Origin of the sequence: Streptomyces albofaciens JCM 4342, assembly GCF_008634025.1 — a bacterium.
In the GTDB taxonomy this organism is placed as follows: Bacteria; Actinomycetota; Actinomycetes; order Streptomycetales; family Streptomycetaceae; genus Streptomyces; species Streptomyces albofaciens.
This window is the reverse complement of record NZ_PDCM01000002.1, coordinates 4,286,144-4,309,415: the sequence shown is the minus strand read 5'-3', so window position 1 is coordinate 4,309,415 and position 23,272 is coordinate 4,286,144. Positions and strand designations below refer to the sequence as shown.

The 23,272-nt window shown below is 74.4% G+C and carries 21 protein-coding genes; 3 read left to right on the top strand and 18 right to left on the bottom strand.

The window, feature by feature from the left end:
* Window positions 1-61 precede the first annotated feature (61 nt).
* The 5 genes from CP973_RS38760 to CP973_RS38740 form a co-directional block, all read right to left on the bottom strand.
* Entirely contained in the window at window positions 62-457 is a 396-nt protein-coding gene (locus CP973_RS38760) for a Fur family transcriptional regulator (protein ID WP_150249553.1), read from the bottom strand.
* Window positions 442-1,671: a GTP-binding protein gene (locus tag CP973_RS38755; protein ID WP_150249550.1), complete on the bottom strand. Its 1,230-nt coding sequence runs from the start codon at window positions 1,669-1,671 to the stop codon at window positions 442-444. Before CP973_RS38755 ends, CP973_RS38760 begins: the two co-directional genes overlap by 16 nt.
* The gene (rpmF, locus tag CP973_RS38750; RefSeq protein WP_003983351.1) at window positions 1,671-1,841 is read right to left on the bottom strand and encodes a 50S ribosomal protein L32; all 171 of its coding nucleotides are present in this window, start codon (window positions 1,839-1,841) and stop codon (window positions 1,671-1,673) included. Before rpmF ends, CP973_RS38755 begins: the two co-directional genes overlap by 1 nt.
* A gap of 91 nt (window positions 1,842-1,932) precedes the next feature.
* Complete coding sequence (locus tag CP973_RS40545) at window positions 1,933-3,318, bottom strand: hypothetical protein (protein WP_208853384.1); 1,386 nt, start codon at window positions 3,316-3,318, stop codon at window positions 1,933-1,935.
* Window positions 3,319-3,386: 68 nt separating this feature from the next.
* Window positions 3,387-4,205: a hypothetical protein gene (locus CP973_RS38740; RefSeq protein ID WP_150249547.1), complete on the bottom strand. Its 819-nt coding sequence runs from the start codon at window positions 4,203-4,205 to the stop codon at window positions 3,387-3,389.
* A 318-nt stretch (window positions 4,206-4,523) separates the two neighbouring features.
* On the opposite strand from CP973_RS38740, the gene CP973_RS38735 reads away from it, so the two are divergent.
* Genes CP973_RS38735 through CP973_RS38725 form a run of 3 tightly spaced genes read left to right on the top strand, consistent with a single transcriptional unit; the run spans window position 4,524 to window position 7,130 of the window.
* Complete coding sequence (locus CP973_RS38735) at window positions 4,524-5,426, top strand: aminoglycoside phosphotransferase family protein (RefSeq protein WP_167538599.1); 903 nt, start codon at window positions 4,524-4,526, stop codon at window positions 5,424-5,426.
* Window positions 5,423-6,862 (top strand): amidase, encoded by a 1,440-nt coding sequence (locus CP973_RS38730; RefSeq protein WP_150249541.1) that lies wholly within the window; start codon window positions 5,423-5,425, stop codon window positions 6,860-6,862. Before CP973_RS38735 ends, CP973_RS38730 begins: the two co-directional genes overlap by 4 nt.
* Window positions 6,863-6,902: 40 nt before the next feature.
* Complete coding sequence (locus CP973_RS38725; protein WP_150249538.1) at window positions 6,903-7,130, top strand: hypothetical protein; 228 nt, start codon at window positions 6,903-6,905, stop codon at window positions 7,128-7,130.
* A 10-nt stretch (window positions 7,131-7,140) separates the two neighbouring features.
* On the opposite strand, the gene CP973_RS38720 is transcribed toward CP973_RS38725, so the two are convergent.
* The 13 genes from CP973_RS38720 to CP973_RS38660 all read right to left on the bottom strand — a co-directional run bounded on the left by CP973_RS38720 (window position 7,141) and on the right by CP973_RS38660 (window position 22,978).
* On the bottom strand, window positions 7,141-7,683 hold the full coding sequence (locus CP973_RS38720; RefSeq protein ID WP_150249535.1) for a pyridoxamine 5'-phosphate oxidase family protein: 543 nt from the start codon (window positions 7,681-7,683) through the stop codon (window positions 7,141-7,143).
* A gap of 1 nt (window position 7,684) precedes the next feature.
* On the bottom strand, window positions 7,685-9,211 hold the full coding sequence (locus CP973_RS38715) for a purine-cytosine permease family protein (protein WP_150249532.1): 1,527 nt from the start codon (window positions 9,209-9,211) through the stop codon (window positions 7,685-7,687).
* Window positions 9,212-9,475: 264 nt separating this feature from the next.
* Complete coding sequence (locus CP973_RS38710) at window positions 9,476-10,567, bottom strand: ROK family protein (protein ID WP_150249530.1); 1,092 nt, start codon at window positions 10,565-10,567, stop codon at window positions 9,476-9,478.
* A 23-nt stretch (window positions 10,568-10,590) separates the two neighbouring features.
* On the bottom strand, window positions 10,591-11,691 hold the full coding sequence (locus CP973_RS38705; protein WP_150249527.1) for an iron-containing redox enzyme family protein: 1,101 nt from the start codon (window positions 11,689-11,691) through the stop codon (window positions 10,591-10,593).
* Window positions 11,692-12,726 carry a 2,3-diaminopropionate biosynthesis protein SbnA gene (gene sbnA, locus CP973_RS38700; protein WP_150249524.1) on the bottom strand — a complete coding sequence of 345 codons (1,035 nt, stop codon included), beginning with the start codon at window positions 12,724-12,726 and terminating at the stop codon, window positions 11,692-11,694.
* Window positions 12,723-14,450, bottom strand: a complete 1,728-nt coding sequence (locus tag CP973_RS38695; protein WP_150249521.1) for a GMC oxidoreductase — start codon at window positions 14,448-14,450, stop codon at window positions 12,723-12,725. Before CP973_RS38695 ends, sbnA begins: the two co-directional genes overlap by 4 nt.
* Window positions 14,428-15,948: a GMC family oxidoreductase gene (locus tag CP973_RS38690; RefSeq protein WP_150249518.1), complete on the bottom strand. Its 1,521-nt coding sequence runs from the start codon at window positions 15,946-15,948 to the stop codon at window positions 14,428-14,430. Before CP973_RS38690 ends, CP973_RS38695 begins: the two co-directional genes overlap by 23 nt.
* Window positions 15,945-16,277, bottom strand: a complete 333-nt coding sequence (locus tag CP973_RS38685) for a hypothetical protein (RefSeq protein ID WP_150249516.1) — start codon at window positions 16,275-16,277, stop codon at window positions 15,945-15,947. The genes CP973_RS38690 and CP973_RS38685 overlap by 4 nt, the downstream gene beginning before the upstream one ends.
* Entirely contained in the window at window positions 16,274-17,758 is a 1,485-nt protein-coding gene (locus CP973_RS38680) for an aspartate aminotransferase family protein (protein WP_150249513.1), read from the bottom strand. The genes CP973_RS38685 and CP973_RS38680 overlap by 4 nt, the downstream gene beginning before the upstream one ends.
* Window positions 17,751-19,175, bottom strand: a complete 1,425-nt coding sequence (locus CP973_RS38675; protein WP_280119053.1) for an NAD(P)/FAD-dependent oxidoreductase — start codon at window positions 19,173-19,175, stop codon at window positions 17,751-17,753. The genes CP973_RS38680 and CP973_RS38675 overlap by 8 nt, the downstream gene beginning before the upstream one ends.
* Window positions 19,172-20,182, bottom strand: a complete 1,011-nt coding sequence (locus CP973_RS38670; protein WP_150249508.1) for a glycosyltransferase family 2 protein — start codon at window positions 20,180-20,182, stop codon at window positions 19,172-19,174. The genes CP973_RS38675 and CP973_RS38670 overlap by 4 nt, the downstream gene beginning before the upstream one ends.
* Before the next feature lie 140 nt (window positions 20,183-20,322).
* A complete protein-coding gene (locus CP973_RS38665) occupies window positions 20,323-21,558 on the bottom strand; it encodes a DegT/DnrJ/EryC1/StrS family aminotransferase (RefSeq protein WP_150249505.1) in 1,236 nt (411 codons plus the stop codon).
* Between the two features lie 166 nt (window positions 21,559-21,724).
* Entirely contained in the window at window positions 21,725-22,978 is a 1,254-nt protein-coding gene (locus CP973_RS38660) for a GNAT family N-acetyltransferase (RefSeq protein WP_150249502.1), read from the bottom strand.
* Window positions 22,979-23,272 lie beyond the last annotated feature (294 nt).

Sequence of the window (23,272 nt, the reverse complement as noted above, 5' to 3'; positions counted from 1 at the left end):
CGGCGCCGACCGGCCCGGCGCCGCTTGGCCCGGTCCGGCCCGCCGGGGCGACTGGACCGGGTCACACGCACCTCCCCGTGCACCGCCCGCAGATACCGCTCAGCTCCACGGTGTGCTCGACCGCGCTGTAACCGCTCTCCGCGCCGACCCGCTCGGCCCAGCGCTCCACCACGTCGGAGTCGAGCGGGCGGCTGCGTCCGCAGCGGCGGCAGATCAGGTAGTGCCGGTGGCCGTCGGCGGCGCGCGGCCGGTACAGGCGCTCGCCCGCCTCGTCCCGTACGACATCGACCCGCCCGTCCCGTTCCAGGTCGCGCAGGGTGCGGTAGACGGTGGACAGTCCGACGGGGATGTCGGCGGTCACCAGGCGTACGTGTAATTCCTGGGCCGAGACGAAGTCCTGGCACGCGGTCAGCACGCGCAGGACGGAGGCCCGCTGCCGGGTCAGCCGGCCGCCCACGCCGGTACGTCCTCGTGCTCGCAGGCGCCGTGCACGCCGTACGTCTCGCAGGCGCCGTGCACGCCGTACGTCTCCCAGGCCGGAAACGGATCGCTGCCGTAATCCGCGGCACGCGCCTCGGCGTCCGTGACGAGGCAGCGGCCGAGGGCCGCGCGCAGCGCGTCGGCCCGCAGCCCGGTCCCGATGAAGACCAGCTCCTGTACGTCCTCGGAGCAGCCTTCCTCGACCGGGCCGTGCGCCCCCGACGGCTCGAACCGCGCGACGGACCCCGCCTGCGACCACAGGCCGGTCACCCCGGGCCGCCCCGCGAGCCGGAAGAACCCCTTGGATCGCAGGATCTCCCCGTACGCGCCGCTGTCCATCCCCTCCGTGACGAACGTCCACAGCCGCCCGGGGTGAAAGGGGCGCGCGGCGCGGAACACCGTGCTGGAGATCCCGTACTCCTCGGTCTCCGGTACGTGATCGCCGTTCAGCTCCCTGACCCAGCCGGGCGCCTGCTGGGCGCGTTCCAGATCGAAGCGACCGGTGCCCAGGATCTCGGCGGGCGCCACCCGGCCGTGCCGGGCGGGCACGATCCGGGCCACCGGGTTGAGGCGCCGGAGCGCGGCCCGCAGGCGTGCCGCCCGCTCCTCGCCCACCAGGTCCAGCTTGTTGAGGACGATCACATCGGCGAACTCGACCTGGTCCACGAGCAGGTCGCTGACCGTACGCTCGTCGTCCTCGTACGGCGCGAGCCCGCGCTCGGCGAGGCCGTCGCCGCCCGTCAGCTCGGCGTGGAAGTCGGCGGCGTCCACCACGGTGACCATGGTGTCCAGCCGGGCCACCTCGCCCAGCGTCGCCCCGTCGTCGCGCGGGAACGCGAAGGTCGCGGCCACCGGCATCGGCTCCGAGATCCCGCTGGACTCGATGAGCAGATAGTCGAACCGGCCCTCGCGCGCGAGCCGGTCCACCTCCTCCAGCAGGTCGTCGCGCAGGGTGCAGCAGATGCACCCGTTGGTCATCTCGACCAGCCGCTCCTCGGTCCGCGACAGGGCGGCCGTGCCGCCGCGCACCAGCGCGGCGTCGATGTTGACCTCGCTCATGTCATTGACGATCACCGCGACCCGCAGCCCCGCCCGGTTGTGCAGGACGTGGTTGAGCAGGGTCGTCTTCCCCGCGCCGAGAAACCCGGAGAGCACGGTGACGGGCAGCGGCGTCCGCCGGTCCACGGCCATCAGCCCTCCGGCCGCAGCAGCCCGCGCTCGTACGCCTTCGCCAGCCGGCGCGGGACCTGGTACACGGACCCGTCGACGGTCACCGGGACCAGCGCGGGCGTCCGCGCCTTCCACTGGGCGCGCCGGTGACGGGTGTTGCTGCGGGACATCTTCCGCTTGGGGACGGCCATGGTCGCGGGACCTTTCCGGGGTGGGGGCGGGTACGGGCGCGCAGCGCACGCACCGAATGGCGCGACCGAGGCTACATGAAAATGAATCCCATTACGACTGGGGTGGTTGGTGGGTGCGGGGCGGATGCTGGGTCAGTGCGGCGATCTCGTCGTCGAGCTCGGGGCACGGGACGATGTGCCCCCGGCCGAAGCTCTTGTAGGCCGCGGGGAGGCGCCGGTGACCCGCGCGGTGGGCGTGACAGAGCTCGCGCTGTCCGCACTCCGCGCAGTACCGGCTGGCGACGAACGGGGTCAGGGCGACCGGCCCGGCGGGCCCGAGGATGTACACCGTGTCGTCGGCGACCGGGGCCGTGCAGGGGAAGGTCAGCCGGTCGAAGTCCGGATGGTCGCCCATCAGGTGGTCCGCCGAGACCTCGAACGTCCCCGTTCGGCGTTGGTAGGCGCACGACACGGTCAGCAGCCACGGCAGACCGCTGAGGAACTGGGCGCGCAGCAGGGCCTGCTCGAAGTACGGTCGGTACTCGGCGACCCGTAGGGCGGCCTCTTCCTGGGTGCGCGGCTTGTCGCCGTGCGAGGTGCGGTTCCGCTCGGTCCTGAGGAGGTCGAGGAGGGCGGCGAAATCGCCGTTGCCGGGATGCCCGGTGGTCCCGCTGTCCCCGTTTCGCAGCGCGTCCGGCAGGCCGGGCATGAAGTCCGGATGCGAGTGTGCGAGCGGGCGCAGTCCGTGGAGCCAGAACGTCCATGTGCCGAAAGTGGTGCCGCCGCGGGCGAGGGTGTCGCGCAGGTCCGCGAGGTTGCGCGCGCCTATGCCCTGCGCCTGGAGCAGGCCGGCCGCGGTGACGGCGACGGTCGCGGCAAGCGTTTCGGCGGCTTCGAGCAGCGCCTCGTGGCGCTCCTTGTGGGTGTGCGCCCGCTGCATCTCGTGAACGGTCCGGGCCACGGGGTGGGGCAGGGTCCGGCGGGCAACGGCCAAGGGGTCGGGTGACGGCGGAGGCGCGGTCTCGGGGCGCGCGGGTTCACGGACTGGGGCGGCGGCTGGAGTGAAGGCGGCGGGCCGGAGTGTGGGGTGTTCCTGGGGCGCGGAGGCGCGTGGTGACGGAGTGGTGTGCGGAGGCGATGCGTCACGTGGGGGTGGGGCGGTCCGAGTGGGCGGCACGTTGCCGGTTGTCGGTGCCGGCTGGGGGTGGTGTCTGCGCCACCGCCATCTGCGGACGAGCAGCCGGATCCAGGTGGGTACCACTCCGAAGATCAGGGTGATGAGCAGCACCGCGAGCAGTATGTCCAGCCAGCGGGGCAGGCCGCTCGTCGGCCCGGGGTAGGTGATGACGCTGACGGTCTCCAGGGCGGCGAGGCCGACGGTGAGCCAGAACGCCCAGTCCCGGTGCAGCGGCGCGTCGTACAGTCCGAGCACTGCGTTGTACCTCCGCCGCGGCGGCAGCGGCAGCATCGGTGGCGCGAAACCGGCGGCCCTCCTCATGCACCCATAGTGCCTGTGTGGCGAGGGTCACAACAAGCGCCGAGTCGGGGCGTAAGGGCTCGGTCCGCCTATCTCTCACCGGCGTGACCGGTGTACTCGGGACTCCCGTACCCCGGGCTCGCGTACGCGTGCCGTCCGTACTCCGGGCTTCCGTATTCGGGGCTGCCGTACTTCGGGGCCGAGTAACCGGGTCGGCCGCTCGGCCGGTCCGGCTTGCCCTCCTGGAGGTGGGTGAGGAGGAACGGGAGGATGCCGCGTTCCAGGAGGGCCAGGTGCCAGGCCGCTCGGGCCTCGGCGGTCTCGCTTCCTGGGACGGCGGCGTCAGGGGTGGCGGCGTCCGGGGTGGGGGTGTCCGGCGCGGCGGCGCCCGGGGTGGGGGGTGCCGGGTCGTTCGTCGGTGGTGTCGAGCGGTTGCGGGCCGCCGTCACGAGGAGCCAGACCAGGTCGGCCGCGATCGCCGCCGCCGCGATGCCGGCGGCGAGCCAGCCCGCGTACACCAGCTCGTCGGCGAAGGGGCGGTGGGCGTTGACCAGCCGCATGCCGAAGCCGATGGCGAGGAAGAGGGCCGCGGCCACCGCGCCCAGGCTCGGTACGAGGACGGCGAGGGCGGGGAGCAGGCCGCCGCCGGTGGCAGTTGCGGTGGGGGAGGTGGGTGGGGGTGGGCTGGGCTTGGTGCGGAGCTTCGCGTAGGTCTCGTACTCGGTGGCCGCGGTGGCGCAGAGGGCGGCGCGTTCGCGGTGGGCCAGGAGGCGCAGCTGTTCGGGGCGGGGGGCGTCCGGGGTGCGGCGGAGGGCTTCCTCGATCTCCGGGGAGGCGAGTGCCTGGGTGAGGGCCTGTTCGAAGGCGGCGGTCTCCTCGGCGCGGCGCAAGGAGTCGGTGCCTGGCATGTGGGTCCCCCCGGCGGTTCGGTGCGGGGCGCGCGGCGCGGCCCGTGGCTCTCAATTTACTTGCCGTATTGCGCAACTGTATAACTCGAAAAGGCCGGGCGGCCCTGTCGCTGCCGACTTCCGGCCATGACAATCCCCGGAACGGGTGGCTGTGCACGGGCGGGTGAATCGTGACCGGCCGAAGCCGTGCCGGGCCGCCGGGTTGACGGGGTGGTCGAACTTTCGACCGAGAGGGGGCCCTCGTGGGACCGTGACGAACGGTCCGCGGGCCTCGTTCTGCGAGCACCCGTCCGAACCGGCGTCAACCGAGGAGGAACTGTGCAAGCCGTCCCGAACACCATCGGTGCCTGGGCCCGCCGCCGGATCGGCGGCGAGATCACCGCGGTCCGCAGCGTCTCGTGGCGGGCGGACGGCGCCCGGGTGTGGGAGCTGACGCGCGCGGACGTGGGCCGGTTCTTCCTGAAGGTGGCGCCGACGCCGGACCGCTATACGCGGGAGACGCACGCGTACCGCCATGCCGTCCCCGCCCTCGGCCACGCGCACGCGCCGGTCCTGGTCGACAGCGACCCCGGTCGGCTCGCACTGCTGCTCACCGCCGTACCGGGCAGCGGCGCGTCCGGCCGCGGGCTGGGCCGTGCCGACCGTACGGAGCTGTACCGGCAGGCCGGAAGCCTGCTGCGCCGTCTTCACGACGCTTGCGGCGCGGCGGGCGCGGCGGTCCCGGAGGGCGGCGCGGACCGCTGGGCCGCCGAACGGCGCGCCGCCGCGGAGGAGCACGTGGCCGCGCTCTCGGCCGCGGGCGCGCTCGACGCGGCGGAGCGGCGGCTGATCCTCGACCGCGCCGCGGTGCTCCACCTGCTCCCGCCGCTGCCCGCCGGCTTCCTGCACGGCGATGTCGGCGAGCACCACTTCCTGTGGGACGCGGCGGGCCGGCGCCTGGCGCTCGCCGGATTCGCGCGGGCGCGGCTCGGGTGCGCGGTGGAGGACCTCGTGCGGGTGGCGTACGGCGCGTGCCTGCCCGACCGGGCCTTGCGCGCCGCCTTCCTGTGCGGTTACGGGCGGGAGCTGACGGACGCGGAGCGGTACGCGCTCCCGGCGCTCGCGGCCCTGGACGCCGCGGAGACGTGGGCGCGCGGGCTGCGGACGGGCGACGAGGAAGCCGTCGGGCGGGCCAGGGGGGTGGTCGGGGCGCTGCTGGGCGGTGTTGAGTTGGGGGTATGAGTGAGGACGCCGCCGACCTCGTCCATGCCGATGCCACCGATCTCGCCGCCCGTATCCGCCGCCGCGAGGTGTCCGCGCGGGAGGTCGTACGGGCGCACCTGGACCGCATCGAAGCGGTGAACCCCCAGGTGAGCGCCGTGGTCTCGCTCGATCCCGAGGGGGCGGTGGCGGCTGCGGCGGCGGCCGACGAGCGTCTGGCGCGGGGTGCGGAGGTGGGGGTGCTGCACGGGCTGCCCATCGCCTTCAAGGACACCCACCTCACCCGGGGCATGCGCACGACGAGCGGCTCGCCGCTGTACGCGGAGACCGTGCCGGACGAGGACGAGCTGCTGGTCCAGCGGATCCAGGCGGCCGGGGCGATCCGTATCGGGAAGACGAACGTGCCGGAGTTCGCCGCCGGTTCGCACACGTTCAACCCCGTCTTCGGGGTGACGCGGAACCCGTACGGACTGGGGCGCTCGGCGGGCGGCAGCAGTGGCGGGGCGGCGGCCGCCCTGGCCGCGGGCATGCAGCCGCTCGCGGACGGCTCCGACATGGGCGGATCGCTGCGCAACCCCGCCTCCTTCTGCAACGTCGTCGGGCTGCGCCCCACCCCGGGCCGCGTGCCGGCCCACCCGGCGTGGAACCCGTGGGACACGCTGACCGTGCCCGGCCCGATGGCCCGTACGGTCGCCGACACCGCGCTGCTGCTGTCGGTCATGGCGGGGCCCGACCCCCGCTGCCCGGTCAGCCTGGAGACGCCGGGCACCGCGTTCCGCGAGCTTCCGGCGCGTGATCCTGCCGGGTTGCGCGTGGCCTGGACGCCGGACCTCGGCGGCCGGGTGCCGGTCGACGCCGACGTACGGGCCGTACTGGAACCGCAGATGGAGGTCTTCCGCCATCTCGGGTGCCGGGTCGAGGAGGACTGCCCGGACCTGGACGGTGCGGAGGAGGTCTTCCGCACGCTGCGGGCCCATCACTTCGACATGGCGCTCGGGGCGGTGCTCGACGCGTCCCCCGAGGCACTGAAGCCGAGCCTGGTGTGGAACATCGAGGAGGGACGCCGGCTCACCGGGGCCGACCTGGTCCGCGCCACGGTGGGACGCGGGCGGCTGCACCTGCGGCTCGTGGACTTCTTCGCACGGTACGACATGCTGTTGGCCCCGGTCTCGCAAGTGGCGCCGTTCGACGCCGAGTTGGAGTACCCGGAGGTTGTCGACGGGCAGCCGCAGCATACGTACATCGACTGGATGCGCTCGGCCTACTTCGTGTCCGTGCTGGGCGCGCCCGCGCTGTCCGTACCGGCGGGCTTCACTCCCGACGGCCTGCCGGTGGGCCTCCAGGTCATCGGCCCGCCGCGCGCGGACCTGGCGGTGCTCCAGGTGGGTGCCGCGTACGAGGCGGCCACGCGGCACGGCCGGCGCCGGCCGGTGCTGCCTGGCGGGATCGATCCCTGACGGTACGGACGGCTGCTCCCGCCCCATTAGCATCGCACTCATGAGCGACGGGGAGAGCGGGGAGCAGCTCGGCAGCCGGGCCGCCCGCATAGCGGTGTCCGTGGTGAGCACTGCCTTAGTGGTGGTGCTGGCGCTGTTGGCGGCGTGGTGGATGGAGTGGTGGAGCCCCGGATTCGCCTGGCTGTCCACGAAGCTCGCCGCCAAGGTGGCCGTGGGGGCGCCGATCGCTCTGGTGGCGCTGCTCGCCTGGTTGCGCAAGTCCCGCTGAGGGCGGGGCGTCAGGCCCCCGGCTCCCCCGGTCCGTAAGCCTTCGCCCACGCCGTGGTGAAGGGGAAGACCAGCCGGTGGGGTACCGCGTTGCCGTGGACCGGGTGGGGGTCCGGGGTCAGGGCTGAATAGGTGTGGATCGTGGCGCAGTAGAAGCGCTTGGGGGAGTCGCCCTGGAACTCGGCGGGGACGCGGGCCTTGCGCGCGCGGACGGCGGGGTCCGGGTAGCGGCGGGCGTAGAAGACCGCCAGTGCCGTCGGCAGGTCGGCCGGGGCGAGGGCGTGCGCGGTGCCCTGGCCGTAGAGGGCCTGTGCCTCGGCGTCGGAGGTCCGGGAGTCGAAGACCAGGAGCGAGACGGCGGGGTTGGCGGCGATGTTGCGGGAGTGCACCGCGTCCGCGGCGGACCACCAGTAGAAGTGGTCCGTGTCGTCCCAGGCGTAGGTGACGGGGGTGGTCCACGGGATGCCTTCGGGGGTGGCGGTCCCGAGGGTGAGGTAGCGGTTGGTGTGCAGGAGGCGGGCCGCCTCGGCGCGTAAGTCGGGGATGGTCGACATCTCAGGAGCCTTCCTGGGGGAGGGCGGGGGCAGGGGCGGTCGCGGTGGTGCTGTGGGGCACGGCGGCGGTACGGCGGCGGGCGATGAGCCAGTACGCGACGGACGGGATCAGCAGGCCCACGGCCCAGGAGAGGTCTATCCCGTCGAGCGCGGTGGCGACCGGGCCGGTGTAGGCCGAGGTGTGCATGAAGGGCACCTCCAGCGCGAAGCTCACGGCGTAGACCAGGACGGCCGGGCCGTTGACGCGGCCGTACACGCCGCCGCCGGGCGCGAAGAAGGACGGTACGTCGTAGTGGCCGCGCCGGACCAGGTAGAAGTCGACGAGGTTGATGGCGGTCCACGGGATCAGGACGTACTGGAGGATCGCCAGGAAGTCGGTGTACGAAGCGAGGAAGGTGTCCTGGAAGGCCAGCGCGAGGGTCAGGCCGAGGGCGAGCGGGGCCGCGATCAGCGCCGTGCGGACCGGGCGGCCGGGCAGCCAGCGGTGCCGGAAGGTCTGCGCGGCGGTGATCAGGCACAGCGAGGTGCCGTACAGGTTCATCGAGTTGACGTGGACGACGATGACGGCGAAGGAGCACAGGACGACGGCGGAGAGGGTGCCGCCGAGCACGCTGTCCAGCCCGGCGATCGCGTCGTCCGCCACCGCGATGCCCATGACGATGCCGAGGAACATCGGCAGCACGCTGCCCAGGACGCTGCCCCAGTAGGTGAACCACAGGGTGGAGCGGCGGGACGCGGCGTGCGCGGGCATGTAGCGGGTGTAGTCCGAGACGTACGGGGCGTAGGTGATCTGGAGCAGGATGCCGATCGCGGTCATGCCGACGAAGCCGGAGACGGTGAAGCCGGTGGCGTTGACGGCGCGTTCGAGGACGCCGGGGGTCATGAACACCCGTACGGCGCACAGGGCGAGCAGGGAGAGGGTCAGTACGGTGGCCCAGCGGCCGACGCGGTGGATCAGGTCGTAGCCGACGACCGCGACGACCAGTCCGGCCAGCCCGCACACCACCAGCCAGCCGGAGGTGTCCATGGCGGGCACCGAGCGGTGCAGCGCCTGCCCGGCGATCACCAGGTTGGACGCGAACCAGCCCGCGTACATGAAGACGACCACGAGCGTGACGAGCAGCGAGCCGTGGCTGCCGAACTGGCCGCGGCTCTGGATCATCTGGGGGACGCCGAGGCGGGGGCCCTGCGCCGCGTGCAGGGCCATCAGGAAGCCGCCGAGCAGGTTGCCCAGGGTCACCGCGGCGATGCCCGGCCACAGGCCGAGGCCGAAGACGAGCGGCGCGATGGTGCCGGAGACGATGGTCAGCGGGCTGATGTTGGCGGCGAACCAGACGGCGAACAGGTCGCGCGGGCGCCCGTGGCGTTCGCCCTCCGGTACGGCGTCGATGGTGCGGCCCTCGATGAGGCGGCGGTCCGGCGCGTCCGCCGCGTCGGCACGGGCGGAGCGGGGGACTTCGGCGCCGGAGGGGCCGGAAGGGCTTGGGGGGCCAGAGGGGTCGGAGGACCCGGAGGCGGGGTGGTCCATGGTCGGGGCCCCTTTCGAGGACGGAGAACCCGGCTGGGGAAAGCGAACCCGATCGACGGCCTCCAGGGCCGGTCCGCCGCGCCCACTGCTGTGTACATGCCCGTTTCCCCCGCGCCCGCCGCGCCGCGGGCAGACCCGGTCAGCGAGGGCCGGACGGCCGGTCAGGGCCGGGTCGGCAGCCGACGCGGGGGTGCGGCTGGGGCGGGCCGTGCCCGCGTACGGGCGCCGCCCTGACCGTTCCTGCCCGGTCCCGGCCGCATGCGCTCAGGTCCGTACACCGTCGTGGGCACGGGCCTCGACCAGGTCCCAGGCCAGCAGACCCGCGCCGATCCGGCCCGCCCGCTCACCCAGCCGGGCGAAGACGAGGTCGGGCAGGACCTGGAAGGCGGCCCGCCGTTCGAGGCCGCGCCGCAGCGGTGCGCGCAGCTGCTCGCCCGCCTGGCTGAGGCCGCCGCCCAGCACGAGGACGGCCGGGTCGAAGAGGGTGACGGCCGTCAGCAGCGTCCGCGCCATCGCGTCGGCCGCCTCCTCCCACACCTCCACGGCCGCGGGGTCGCCCGCCGCCGCGCGCTTCGCCACCTCCTCGGCGCCGGAGACCGGGGGGAGCGATCCGCGCCGCTCGTTGTAGCGGCGGGCCACGCCGACGCCGCCCGCGAGGGTGTCCAGGCAGCCGCGCTGGCCGCACGGGCACGGGTCGCCGTCCGGCTGGACGACGACGTGGCCGACCTCCGCCGAGGACCAGTGGCTGCCCGGAAACGGCTTCCCGTCCAGCAGCAGCGCGCCGCCCACCCCCGTGCCGACGGGCACGAACAGGACGACCCGGTGCCCGCGCCCGGCGCCCAGCCGCGCTTCGGCGAGGCCGCCTGACCGTACGTCGTGCCCGAGCGCGACCGGCAGTCCCAGGTGCTCGGACGCCAGCCGCCGCAGCGGCAGATCGCGCCACTGGATGGAGGCCGAGAACACCACGGTGCCCGTGTCCTCGTCCACCAGCCCGCAGGAGGCGATGCCCACCGCGCGTACGTCCTCGCCCTCGGAGCGGGCCTTGGCCAGGGCTTTCGCGGCGTGGTCGAGAACGGTGTGCAGCACGGCGCCGGGGCCGTCCTCGGTGCGGGTGGGGCAGCGGCTCTCGGACCGGACCGTGCCGTCGGGGGCGACCAGCGCGGACTTCAGGACGGTGCCGCCGATGTCGAGCCCGAGTGTGACGCTGGGGCCGTCGGACGGTGGTCCGGCGGCCGACGCCGGGACGGCGGTGCCGGCCGTCCGGCCGGGTTCCGGGGCGGTGAACGCCGAGTCGGGCAGGGTCAGTACGGCGTCGGCGGCGCTCGCCTGCCGGGCGCTGCGGTCCGGGTCCGTCATGGTTCCTCCGATCGCGGCCGGCCTCAGTGGTCCGGGGCCGGTGGCGCGGGTAGTCCCCGCGGGCCCATGGTCTCCAAGTGACGCAGGATGCGGTCGTACTGCCGCACGCCCGTGTCGACCGCGAGGTGGGCCCCGTTCAGCGCGGCCCGTACCTCCCGGGGCGTGAGCCGGGGCCGCTGGTCGCGCAGGCCGTCGCACAGGTCCTGGCTGTGGCGGGGGTCGATACGGGTGTGGGCGGTGTAGTACACCCGCATGTCGTCGTCGTGGATGCCCACCCGCGTCATGCCCTCCAGGAGGAGGGTGAAGTGTGGTTCGACCCAACTTTCGAAAACCAGGAAGCAGCCGTACGCGGCCTGGACGCGGGCGGGGCGCAGCAGCAGCGCCGCGAAGAGGTTGGACGTCGGCTTGGCGAACCAGGGGTGGTCGCGGCGGTAGGAGGCCAGGGCCTCCCAGCCGGCGGGGGAGCCGAGCTGGCGGCGCAGCCAGTAGGTGTGGAAGTTCTCCAGCCGCCCGCGCCCGCACTCGTCCCACAGGTTGGCCGCGGCGACCGCCTTCTGGCGGCCCTGGAGGCCGACGACGAGCAGCGCGACCTCGTCGTCCACGACTTCGTTGCGGATCAGTTCACAGCGCAGGAAGTACTCGATCTGCTCGCGGGTGGCGTCGGTGGCCAGGAAGCGGAAGAGGGGGTGGGAGGCGCCGGGGTTGTCGGCGGCGAGCGCTTCCAGGTGGTCGGCGGCGGCTTCCTGGCCGCGGAGGTCCGGTACGGGCGCGGGGGAGCAGCCGTACGTCAGGAACTCGTGCTCCAGACGGGTGCGTGCCGTGTACAGCGCGATCTCCAGATCGTCGTCGGGGGCGTGCGCGGCCGGACCGTCGCGGTAGCCGAAGGAGTGGGCGTAGAGGGTGGCGAGGTGGTCGTGGAGGAAGCGGCCGTGCGCCTCGGGGTCGGCGCGCAGCCGGGCGAGCAGCGCGGCCCGGGCGGGTGGGGGAGCGGCCAGGAAGCGGATCAGCTCCGGGTCCAGGGACTCGAAGGGGTGGACGGGCGGCCAGTACAGGTCCTGGAGGTCCGGGAGGTCCTGGGGTCTCCGGGTGGCCGGGGTGGCGTTCACGGGGGGCGGCGGGGTCATTCAGCGAACCTCCTCTGGGGCGGCCTTCGTGGAGCCGTGAGCGGTGACGGGGGAGGCGCCGGGGTCGCGGGGGCGGCCGGACGGCCCGGCCGCCGCCGCGCCGAAGTGCCCGGTGACCCAGGCGTCGTCGTACACGGTGTCCAGGTAGCGCTCCCCGAGGTCGGCGGAGAGCGCGACCACGCGGGCGCCCGGCGGGATGCCGGACCGCAGCCGCAGGACGGCGCTGAGCACGGAGCCGGTGGAGCCGCCGACGGCCAGGCCGTGGCTGCGGGCGAGGCGGCGGCACATCAGCACGGCGTCCCGCTCGGGCACGGACACCACCCGGTGCACGTCGCGCGGGCGGCAGATCTCCGGCACCCGGCTGGTGCCCAGGCCCGGGATGCGGCGGGGGCCGGGCGGGCCGCCGAAGGTCACCGAGCCCTCGGCGTCCACCGCGACGACCGTCGTGCGGGGCGAGTGGCGGCGGAAGTGCGCGGCGCAGCCCATGACGGTGCCGGTGGTGCCGGCGCCGACGAAGAGGTAGTCCACGGTGCGGATCTCGCGCAGGACGGCGGCCGCGGTGCGCGCCGCGTGCACGGCCGGGTTGGCCGGGTTGGCGTACTGGTTGAGCCAGGTCAGTGACGGGTCGAGGTCCAGGGCGCTGCGGATCAGCGCGATCCGGCTGCCCAGGTAGCCGCCGTTGCCGTCGCGGGTGTCCACGACGCAGACGTGGGCGCCGAACGCGCGCATCAGGGCGACGCTCTGCCGCGGTACGTTCGGGTCGGTGACGCAGGTGAAGGTGTAGCCCTTGGCCGCGCAGACCGCGCTCAGGGCGATGCCCAGGTTGCCGGAGGACGACTCGATCAGCGAGCCGCCGGGGCGCAGCACGCCGCGCCGCTCGGCGTCCTCGACCAGGCCGGTGGCGGTCTTGAGCTTGACCGATCCGGCCGGGTTGAGCCCTTCCAGCTTCAGGAACAGCTCGGCGTGCGGCAGCAGTCCGTCCAGGCGCAGGAAGAGGTCGTCGGTGACCAGGTCGTAGGCGTGGTCGACGATCATGGGCCCGCGGTCCCTCCGTCTCTCCGGGGGCCGCCGGTGGGGCACGGACCCGCGCAGCCGCCGTCCCGGAGGCCGCCCTCCCCAGGCCCGTACGGCATTCCCGTCTCCTCCGCCACGTCCGCGGTCCCCGCCACCATGTGCGCGATCCGCAGTGCGTTCGCGGCGATCGTCAGCGCCGGGTTGACCGCCGCCGAGGACGGGAACCAGGAGCTGTCCGCGACCCACAGGTTGTCCAGTTCGTGAGCCTTGCAGTCCGGGCCGACGACGCTGGTCGCCGGGTCCTCCCCGGCCACCGCGGTGCCGCACTGGTGCGAGTTGACGGCGATGCCCATCCGGCGGGTGAAGACCAGGGGGAAGCCCGCCCGGCGCATCATCGCCGTGGCGCGGCGCACCAGTTCGCGGTGCGGCGGCAGGTTCACCGGCCGCCAGCGCACCTCGACCCGTTCCCTGGGGCCGACGGTCACCCGGTTGTCCGGCACGGGCAGGTCCTCGCTGGTGAGGTAGAGGTCCATGCTGCGCCGGGTGGCGGCGGCGAGCAGCGGGCGCGGGGCCCGGGGCCACAGGCCGCCCGCCGAGGGAGCCCGCAGCTTGCCCAGGGCCTGCACGTTGCCGAGCGGGCCGTGGGTGCCGTTGCCCAGGTACCAGTCGTTGACGCCTAGCGTCTTCTGGAACACCACCTCGTCGGCGCGGCGCGGATCGACGGCCATCAGGAACGTCGAGTTGTGCACCATGTAGTTGCGCCCGGCCTGTCCGGAGCCGTTGGCCAGACCGGTGTCCCGTACGGGGCCGGTACGCAGCGCGCCGGGTTCCGAACGCAGCAGCAGCGCCGCCGTGTTGACCGCGCCGCAGGCCAGCACGAACCGCTCGGCGTGGATGCGCAGCTCCCGGCCCTCGTACTGGGCCAGCGCCGCGGTCACCCGCCGCCCGGACGGCCCGGTCACCAGCCGCGTGACGGTGGCCCGGGTGAGCAGCGAGACGTTGCCGGCGGCCAGCGCGGGCCGCAGCGCGCACACGTCGGCGTCGCTCTTGGCCTCGACCAGGCACGGGAAGCCGTCGCAGGTGGCACAGCGCAGACACGCGCCGTCCGCCCGCAGGTCGATGCCGGTGGGCAGCGCGTACGGCTTCAGGCCCTGGGCGCGCAGCGACTCCGCCAGCGAGGCGACCGGGGGCTCGTGGGCCACGGCGGGCCACGGGTACTCGCCGGAGCGCCAGGGGTCGGTCGGATCGGCCCCGCGGGCGCCGTGCACCCGGTAGAGGCGTTCGGCGCGCGCGTAGTGCGGCTCCAGCACGCCGTACGGGAACGGCCAGCCGCGCGAGATGCCTTCCGCGTGCTCCAGCGGCCCGAAGTCGGCCTCCCGGAAGCGCGGCAGGGTGGCGCCGAAGACCTTGGTGTTGCCGCCGACGTAGTAGTGCACACCGGGGGCGAAGTAGCGCCGGGCGGAGGCGTCGTACCAGGGCTCGGCGTTGCGGTAGCGCCCTGCGGTGAAGACCGCGGGCGCGGACCAGTTCTGCCATTCCCGGGGCAGGAAGTCGCCGCGCTCGACGACCAGGACCCGGGCGCCGGTGCCGCGCAGGGCGTACGCCAGGGTCGCGCCGCCCATGCCGGAGCCGATGACGGCGATGTCGCAGTCCACGACGGGCCCGGTGGGGCGGAGCAGGCCGCGCGGGCGGCCTTCGGCGCGGTGCCGCGCGCCGTCGGGATCAGGATGGGGTGTCGCTGTCACAGTGCCTCCTCGTGGGGACCTGCGGGGGTGAGGAGAGGTAGCGGGCGGTGATCTCGTGGGCGAAGGCCATGACGGTGCCCTGCGGGCTGAGCCCGGCGGGCCCCGGCAGCACCGAGGCGTCGCACAGCCGGAGGTTGCCGAAACCGTACGGGCGGCCGTGCTGGTCGCACACCCCGCCCAGCGCGGCCCGCCCCATCGGGCAGGACGCCATGGCGTGGACGCACACCAGGTCCCAGCCGCGCGGGTCGGCGCGGACCGCGAACTCCCGCGCCGCGCTCCGCGAGCGCAGTACGCCGGGGGACGGCGGATACAGCTCCGCGGCACCCGCCCGGAACAGCAGCCGCGCCGCCCGGCCGAGCGCGAAGCGCAGCAGGCCGCGGTCGTACGGCGTCATCCGGTGCCGCAGCAGGCGCCCGCCGCCCGGCAATCGGCGTACGGCGATCCGTCCGCTCATCCGCACCTGCACCGTGTAGACCGCGACCCGCGGCAGGTCCGCCAGCAGCGCGTTGACCACCGCGGGCCCGTGTCCGGCGAGCGCCGCCGCGAGCGATCCGGCGGTGAGGTTGGCGGGCATGACGTGGATGCCCAGGTCCTCGAACTCCCGGAGCTGGGCCGTGAAGATCGTGCCCCGCCCGGCGTGCACCGGGTCGGTGAAGCGGGCCACCAGGCGGAAGTTGACGTGAAAGCCCATGTCGCGCCCGGCGGTGCGGGCGTGGATGCCGCTGCGCTGGAGGAGGAGGGCGCTGCCGACGGCCCCGGCGGCGAGGAAGACCGTACGCGGCCGGTAGTCGACGCGGGTGCGGCCGTCCGGGCCGCCGAGGGCCACGACGCTCTGCACGGTGCGGCCGTCGTGCCGCAGCAGCACGGCCCGGGTGCCGGGCTCGATCACCGCCCCGTACCGCTCCGCCTCCGGCAGATAGCTGACCAGCATGCTGCGCTTGGCGCCGCCGGGACAGCCGGTCGGGCAGCGGTTCAGGTGGCGGCAGCCGGGGGCGGCCCGCCGGGCGGCGGACCACCGCCAGCCCAGGGCGTCGGCCGCCTCGGCGAGCAGCCGCGAGTCCGCGTTGCCGTCGCCGTGCGGCTGCTCGCCGACGCCGAGCCGCTCGGACACCGTACGCAGGTGTCCGGCCAGCCGCTCGGCGCGGTAGCCGGTGGTGCCCATCACCCGCGCCCAGCGGTCCAGCAGCGCGTCCGGCGGCGCCCACAGCAGCCCGCCGTTGACGACCGTGCTGCCGCCCACGCAGCGGCCCTCGCCGTACGGGATGACCGGGCTGCCGAGGATGGGGGTCAGTCCGGCGTCGCGGTAGAGGCGGCGCAAATTGGTCGCCGGTGCGGACGCGGCCAGCTCCGCGGTGGTCGTCCGGGGGCCTTCCTCCAGGACGACGGTGGGGTGTCCGGCCCGCGCCAGTTCCAGCGCGGCGACCGCGCCGCCGGCGCCGGAGCCGATGACCAGGGCGTCGCAGGAGACGGTGCGGGTGGGGGTGCGGCGGCGGGTCATTTGCTCGGCTCACCGTCCAGCCCGCCGTACAGCGCGAGGGAGTCGGTGACGGCCAGAAGCCGCCCGAACCCGGGCACCCGCGCCAGCCGGTCGCACTTGGCGGCGGGCACCGGGCGCGTCACCAACCCGGCCGCGCGCAGCGCCACTTCGGCACCGACGCGATACAGCACCGGCAGCCGCCCCAGCGACCCGCTGACATGCGCGGCAGCGCGCGCACCGGCGAGCGGATCGGCGAGCGCCGGGTAGCGGGCCGCCCACAGGGCCGGCAGTCCGCTCGCCCGCAGAGCCCGCGCCATCCGCCCGCCGTCCACCAGGTGTGCGCCGCTCACCGCGCCACCACCTGCTCCCTGGACTCCTTCCCCCGTACGGGTACGTGCTGCGCCAGTACGTCCTTGGCGAAGCGGGCCAGCAGCCGCCCGGCTCCCTGCTCCAGCACCGAGTCCAGCGCCTGGAGGAACACCTCGACCTCGGTCTCCTCGGCCACCAGCGGCGGCGAGGCGATGAGCGGCAGGCCGTGGTTGGAGCCGTAGTAGGCCAGCACGCCGAAGTCGCGGTAGAGCGAGGCGATCACGGCGGCGGTGACCAGCTTGCGGCGGGCGCGCGGGTCCCTGGCGAACGTCGAGGGCAGCAGGCGCAGCAGCCGGTCCAGGCCGGGGTTGCCGTCGTTGAGGAACAGGCCGTGCAGCGCGCCCCGGCCGAAGGTGCCGCTCACCAGGGAGCGGTGGCGGGCGGCGAGGTCGGCGAGGCCGCCGCCCAGCCGTTCGCCGATCCGCACGGCGCGCGCCGGGTAGTCGTCCTCGACCGCGACGGCGACGGCCTCCAGCGCGGTCGCGGTCTCCTCGCCGAAGCCGTAGTACGTGGTGCTGTGCAGCGTCGCGTCGGCGTGGTTGTCGTACGCGGCGCGGAAGACCGGTTCGCGCGCGGTGTAGCCGGAGATCGAGGACTTGCCGCCGCCGAACGACTTCGAGGTGGTCACCACGTCGGGGACCAGCCCGGGGTGGCGCATGAAGTGGAAGAGCGTGCCCGTGCGTCCCCAGCCCGTGTACACCTCGTCGAAGACCAGGACGATGTCCCGTTCCGTGCACAGCCTGCGGACCTCGCGCAGGAACCCCTCCGAGCACTCGCGGACGCTGGACGCGCTGAACGGCTCCAGCACCACCGCGTACACGTCGCTGCCGCCGCTGCCCGCCCGGTGCCTTTCCAGGGCGAGCGCGAAGGACTCCAGGTCGTCGTAGGCGAAGTGGTCGGTGCCGGGCAGGCGGGGGTAGGGGAAGTCCACCTCCGGTGAGGCGGTGAGGCTGCCCGCGCCGAGCAGCTTGCCGTGGAAGGAGATGTCGCTGTGCAGCACCGTGCCGCGGTGCCCGCGGTGGTACTTGTACGCCAGCTTCACGGCGCCTTCGACGGCCTCCGCGCCGGAGTTGGGGAAGTAGCTGATGTTCAGGTCGCCGGGCAGCAGCCGGGCCAGGTTGTGGCTGAGCGCCGCCACGTACGGCGACAGGAAGTTCTTGTGGACCTCCATGGCGCGCCGCTCGCCGAAGCGGCGGCGGGCGGCCAGGAGCCGGGGGTGGTTGTGCCCGTGGTTGAGCACGCCGATCCCGCCGGTGAAGTCCAGGATGCGGCGCCCGTCCCGCAGGGTGATCCAGCAGCCCTCGGCGTGGTCGACCAGGTCGTGGCCGAAACCGAAGGAACCGAGGAGCGAGACCTGGGCGCGGCTGACGTAGTGCCGGTAGAGCTCGTGCACCTGGTGGGCGGGCATGCGCTCACAGTCCTCCGTCGTGAACAGGGGCGGTATCGCCCGGGGGTCAGTCATGGTCCGCTCCGATCCGTGGGTCGTCGGCGCCGTGCGGTGCGCTGCGGTCCGTACGGCGCCGGGCCGTACGGAGGCGGTCGGCGATCAGCCGGCCGGCGCGCTGCCCGCCCCGCAGCGCGTAGTTGGTGCCCCGGTCCTCCGGGAAGACCTGGGCCATCGAGGAGAGGTAGAGGCCCGGCAGGGCGTTCTCGACGCCGGGCACGGCCCGCGAGTAGTGCCGGGTGATGACCGGCTGCGCGTGGTCGGCGCGCCAGACGTGGTGGGCGCGCACCCAGTCCGCGCGGAACGCCGGGAACATCCGGCGCAGGTGCGGAAGGCTGCGGCGGAACACCTCCGCGTCGCTCATCCGGTAGAGCGGCGCGTCCGCCGGCAGGTAGGCGGACAGGTAGACGAGGTGCCGCCCGCCGTAGTGCTCCGGCGCGTCGAGGTTGGTGTGCTCGATGACGCCGACGTACGGGAAGCGCGGGTCGGTGACGTTGAGCCAGTACGTGTCCGACAGCGGCCGGTCGTTCTCCAGCACCAGGCACAGGTTGGCCAGGTACGGGATCGCCCCGAGGCGGCGGCGCAGCGCCGGGGCGGCGGGGTGGCCGGACCGGGCGAGCAGGGCGGCGGCCGGGCCGGGCGCGCAGGTCAGCAGCGCCCGTGGCGCCTCGATCACCTCGTCGCCGCACCGGACGCCGGTCACCCCGGCCGGCCCGGTCAGCACCTCCGTGACCGGGCTGCCGGTCCGTATCCGTACGCCCAGACCGGCCAGCCGGGGCAGCCAGGCGTCCAGCAGGGCGCCGCAGCCGCCGTGCAGGTAGTACAGGACCTCGCGGCCCGACCGGCTGCGGCTGCCGCCCCGCAGGTGCAGCTTCGTCCACATCCAGGTGGCGCCGACCTCGGACGCGTACGGGCCGAACTTGCCCTCCAGCAGCGGCCGCCACACCCGGTCGTACACCCGCCGCCCGCCCAGCGAGACCAGCCACTCCTCGGCGGTCAGCGCCTCCAGCTCGCGCCAGTGCCGCACGCGCCCGGCGCGCAGCACCGAGCGGCCCAGGCGCAGCCGGTCGGCGGGCGGCAGCGGCGCGAAGCGCAGCACGTCGAGCGGGTTCGACAGGCGGTGGATGCCGCCCGCGTAGTAGAAGCCCGTACGGCCGTGGTGCCGCCGTACCAGGTCGGGGCGGCCCAGGTCGGCGCAGAGCCGGAAGATGTCCGTGTCGGAGGCGAACCAGTGGTGGTAGAAGCGCTCCAGCTGCCGGTCACCGACGGAGAACGTGCCCGCCAGGCCGCCCACCCGGTCGTCGGCCTCCAGCACCAGGCAGCGCAGTCCGGCCCGGCCGAGTTCGTGCGCGGCGGCCAGCCCGGTGAACCCGGCGCCGACGACGACCACGTCCCACGGCCCCCGCGCATCCCGGCCGCCGCCCCCGGCGCTCACCGGGCGCTCCCGGCGGCCCACGCCTTGGCGTGCTCGGCCGCCTCCACCGGGACCAGCTCCACCGGCGTCGCCACCCCGGCCGCCCACCGCTGGCGGACCACGTACGGCGGCCGCCCGCGCACCTCGCGGTGGACCAGCAGCAGGTACTCGCCCAGCAGCCCGAGCAGCACCGCCTCGCAGCCGAAGGTCCACGCGGCCAGCGGCAGCGGGCGGCCCCGCACGGCCGAGACCGCGGCCGTACCGCCGAGCCAGGCCAGGCCGACGACGGCGGGCACCCGGGCCGGGGCGGACGAACAGGCGAGCAGCCCGCGCCGGGACAGCCCGGCCATCTTGCGCAGCGTGTACTTCGTCCGGCCGGCCAGCCGCGGCAGCCGCCCGTACTCCAGGCTCGTCTCGGGAAAACCCGCCCAGCACACCGAACCGCGCAGGTACAGCTCGCTCTCCGGCAGCAGCGAGAGGGTGCGCACGACCTCGCGGTCCAGCAGCCGGAAGTCCCCGGTGTCCAGGTTCACGGGGTGGTCGGCGACGGCGGCGAGCAGCCGGTAGAAGACATGGGCGGTGCCGGTCTTGAAGCGGCTCTCGCCCTCCCGTCCGGTGCGCCGCGCGGAGACCACGGGCCAGCCCGCGCGCCAGCGCTCGACCATGTCGGCGATGAGGCCCGGCGGGTCCTGGAGGTCGGCGTCGATGGTCACCACCGCGTCCCCGGACGCTTCGCGCAGGCCCGCGAGGACGGCCGGCTGGTGTCCGAAGTTGCGGGTCAGCCGTACCAGCCGGACGCGCGCGTCCTCGGCGGCGAGCGCGGTGAGCCGGTCCCAGGTGGCGTCGCCGCTGCCGTCGTCCACGTACACCACCTCGTACTCGCACTCCGGCAGGCCGCGCAGGACCGTGCTGAGCCGGCGGTGCGTCTCCCCGATGACGGCCGCCTCGTCGAAGCACGGCACCACGACGCTGACCAGGGGCATGGTGGCTCCGCCGGGCAACTGCGCGGTGGTTCGGGTCGCGGACATGACGGTCCTTTCCTCGGGCGGGGGCGGCGATCCGGGGGGAGGGGGAGAGCGGTCGTGCGGGGCGGTCGTACGGGAAGTGGGCCCGGCCGTACGGGGTAGGTCGTACGGGGCGGGGCGTACGGGGCGGGCCCGTGCGCCGGTCAGCCGAGCACTTCGTCGGCCGTCTCGCGGAACCGCTCGGCGACCTCGGCGATCTCGTCGCCGCCGCTGAAGACGTCCACCCCGAAGTCGGCGCCCAGATACGTGTCGGACAGCCCGACGGTCAGCGCCAGCGAACGGCTCAGCACATCGTCGGTACGGGGCAGCGCGCCCGCCCGCCAGCCGTCCCGCCGCCAGGCCTCGGCGGGCGGGCGGAAGGGGCAGGAGGAGCCGTCCGGGGCCGCCAGCGAGGGCAGTTCGGGCAGGCCGCCGTAGTAGTGCTTGGGCGAGTGCAGCAGCGTCTTGGTGCCGAGCCGCTTGGCGACGGCCTCGGCGTCGGCCCGCTCGTCGAAGACGTACACGATCACGGACGCGCAGTCCCCGTCCGCGTCGTGCAGGAACCGGCGCACCATGCCGTCCCGCTCGGGCAGCTGCTCCAGCAGCTCGTCCCGCAGCCCCCGGGTACGCGCCAGCACGGCGTCCAGGCGGCCGAGCTGGGCGCGCGCCACGGCCGCCGTCAGCTCCGTCATCCGCAGGTTCAGGCCCCACAGCCGGTCGCCGGGGCCCTCCTCGCGGCGGTACGGGAACCAGCCGTGGTCGTGGAAGCCGTACGCCCGCTGGAAGACCCGCTCGTCGGAGGTGAGCAGGAAACCGCCGTCCCCACCGGTGATGACCTTGAACATGTTGAGCGAGAAGGCGCCCGCCTGCCCGAACGTGCCCAGCGGCCGCCCCCGGTACGTGCCGCCGCACGCCTGCGCCGCGTCCTCCAGCATCAGCAGCCCGTGCTCGCCGGCGATCCGCCGCAGGGCGGCCAGGTCGCAGGCCGCGCCGAGCATGTGCACCGGCATCAGCGCCTTGGTGCGCCCGGTGATCCGCTGCCGTACGTCGCCGGGGTCGAGGGTGAGCGAGGCGTCCACCTCGGCGAGCACCGGGGTGGCGCCGCTGTAGACGATGGCGGCCAGGCAGGCGGTGTAGAGGTAGCCGGGCACGATGACCTCGTCGCCGGGGCCGATGCCGAGCGCGGCGAGGGCGGTCAGCAGAGCGGACGTGCCGCTGTTGACGGACAGGCAGTACGGGCTGCCCAGCCGGTGCGCCGCGGCCTGCTCGAACAGCCGGGTCTGGGTGAGGTCGCCCAGCGGGTAGGAGTGCGCGGCGGTCGTCCGCGACCAGGCTTCCAGCACCTGCTCGACGTTGTCGCGCTCCTCGTCACCGAAGAAGGCGTAGCCGGGTCCGGGCATGGGGGCTCCTAGGGAAGGGTGGATGGGGACGCGTCCGGGGTCGTCAGGCCGTCGGGGCGCCGGGGCGGGCGGTCCGGGGGGGGGTGACCGTCTTCCGGCCTCTCCGGCCTCTCCGGCCTCTCTGGCCTCTCCGGCCTCCCGGCTTGCTCGCGGCCTGCTTCCGGCCTCAGAACGCCATCGGACAGAACGGCGCCGGATCGTGGCGGAAGGCGGCCGAGGCGGCGCGGAGCGCGCCCGGCCGCAGCTCGGCGACCCGGCCCGCGTGCGCCAGCTGGACCAGTGAGCCGCCGCCGAGCAGGACCGCGCCGATCTCGCGGGCGGTCAGGGCCAGGTCGGCCGACGCACCCGTCCGCGTGCACTCGGCGAATCCGTCGGCGTCCGCGGTGAGCTGCCAACGCCCGGCGTTCCAGGGGCACATGGCGTCGCTCACCTCCAGCACCACATCGACCGGCGCGCTGTACGTGCGCGCGGTCAGGGCCCGGTCCAGGTCGACGGCACGGGCGTAGAGCTGGTCGCGCAGGGTGGGCGCGGCGCTGCGCGGGTCGTCGAGCAGCGCCAGCAACGGGTCGTCGACGGGGCGGGTCTGCGCCCTGACGGTCCCGGCGAGATCGGTGTCCAGCAGCGCGCGCCACAGGAAGGCGTACGCGGCCGGGTCGCGCGCGAAGAGTTCTCGTACGGTCAGTTCGTAGCGCGGCCGGGACCGCTGCCAGGCGGGCCGCAGCCGGTACAGCGCGTACCCGCGGGGCTCGCCGCCGGGGCCGGACGCCAGCAGGCACAGCAGCCGTCCCGCGCCGTTGCGGGACGCCGGTTCGTCCTCGACGGCGCGGCGCTGCCAGGCGGCGTCCCGCCGCAGCATGCCCGGGCGTTCGGGCACACAGGCGTCGTAGACGGCGGCGACGGCGGCGCGCCCGTCCTCGGGTGCGAGGACGTCCGGCGTCAGGCCGTCACCGTCCGATTCCTGGGTGAACGCACGGGCCTCGGGCGGTACGGACAGTTCGACGGCCTGGGATGCCAGGCCGAACCCGAAGCGCCCGTAGATGCCCGGCTCGGTCGAGTGCAGCACCGCGACCGGCTCGCCCCGCTCCTCGTGCAGCGCGGTGAGCGCCTGCCGCAGGAGCTCGCGCATCAGGCCGCGCCGCCGGTGGGGCGGTGCCACCGCGACGTATCCGATGCCGGCCACCGGGGCCGGGCCGCCGGGCAGCGTCATCTCCAGCGCGTATCCGGCGAAGGTGGCGCACGGGCGGCCGCCGTAACACGCGACCAGGGAACGTTTGGATTCGAATAGCGCGCCGACCACGGCGCTGTGCGCGGGGGAGTGCGGATGGCCGCCGTAGGCCATATCGATCACCGCGCCGAATTCCGCCCATTCCGCCGCGGCCCGGAATTCATACCGCGCGGCCGGTCCGTTCCCGGTGGGCACCGGTACGCCGTTCCCGGCGGTAACGGGTACGCCCGCCCGCGAAATGATCCAGGGGTTCTCCGTCGTTGCGTCCCCCGCACCTGTCCTCGACTCTTTCGGCGCTGCCACAACCCTCTCCAAAGCCCGTCATCGGCCTCGTGCCGGGGAAGCGGTGCGGCGAGCGGCACGGGACGTCGTCGGCGTTCGACACAGAGGCCGTATCGGCTGCTCCGGTGCGGCATATGCGCCGTGGTACCGGAGAGATCCATGTCGCGAGGCCCGGATCGCGAATTCCTCATGCGTCGATGGTGCCGG

Coding starts and splice junctions, on each gene's coding strand:
- CP973_RS38755 (WP_150249550.1), bottom strand. CDS start 1,671: ATGGCCGTGGACCGGCGGACGCCGCTGCCCGTCACCGTGCTCTCCGGG.
- rpmF (WP_003983351.1), bottom strand. CDS start 1,841: ATGGCCGTCCCCAAGCGGAAGATGTCCCGCAGCAACACCCGTCACCGG.
- CP973_RS40545 (WP_208853384.1), bottom strand. CDS start 3,318: ATGAGGAGGGCCGCCGGTTTCGCGCCACCGATGCTGCCGCTGCCGCCG.
- CP973_RS38740 (WP_150249547.1), bottom strand. CDS start 4,205: ATGCCAGGCACCGACTCCTTGCGCCGCGCCGAGGAGACCGCCGCCTTC.
- CP973_RS38730 (WP_150249541.1), top strand. CDS start 5,423: ATGAGTGAGGACGCCGCCGACCTCGTCCATGCCGATGCCACCGATCTC.
- CP973_RS38725 (WP_150249538.1), top strand. CDS start 6,903: ATGAGCGACGGGGAGAGCGGGGAGCAGCTCGGCAGCCGGGCCGCCCGC.
- CP973_RS38720 (WP_150249535.1), bottom strand. CDS start 7,683: ATGTCGACCATCCCCGACTTACGCGCCGAGGCGGCCCGCCTCCTGCAC.
- CP973_RS38715 (WP_150249532.1), bottom strand. CDS start 9,211: ATGGACCACCCCGCCTCCGGGTCCTCCGACCCCTCTGGCCCCCCAAGC.
- CP973_RS38710 (WP_150249530.1), bottom strand. CDS start 10,567: ATGACGGACCCGGACCGCAGCGCCCGGCAGGCGAGCGCCGCCGACGCC.
- CP973_RS38705 (WP_150249527.1), bottom strand. CDS start 11,691: ATGACCCCGCCGCCCCCCGTGAACGCCACCCCGGCCACCCGGAGACCC.
- sbnA (WP_150249524.1), bottom strand. CDS start 12,726: ATGATCGTCGACCACGCCTACGACCTGGTCACCGACGACCTCTTCCTG.
- CP973_RS38690 (WP_150249518.1), bottom strand. CDS start 15,948: ATGACCCGCCGCCGCACCCCCACCCGCACCGTCTCCTGCGACGCCCTG.
- CP973_RS38680 (WP_150249513.1), bottom strand. CDS start 17,758: ATGACTGACCCCCGGGCGATACCGCCCCTGTTCACGACGGAGGACTGT.
- CP973_RS38670 (WP_150249508.1), bottom strand. CDS start 20,182: ATGTCCGCGACCCGAACCACCGCGCAGTTGCCCGGCGGAGCCACCATG.
- CP973_RS38665 (WP_150249505.1), bottom strand. CDS start 21,558: ATGCCCGGACCCGGCTACGCCTTCTTCGGTGACGAGGAGCGCGACAAC.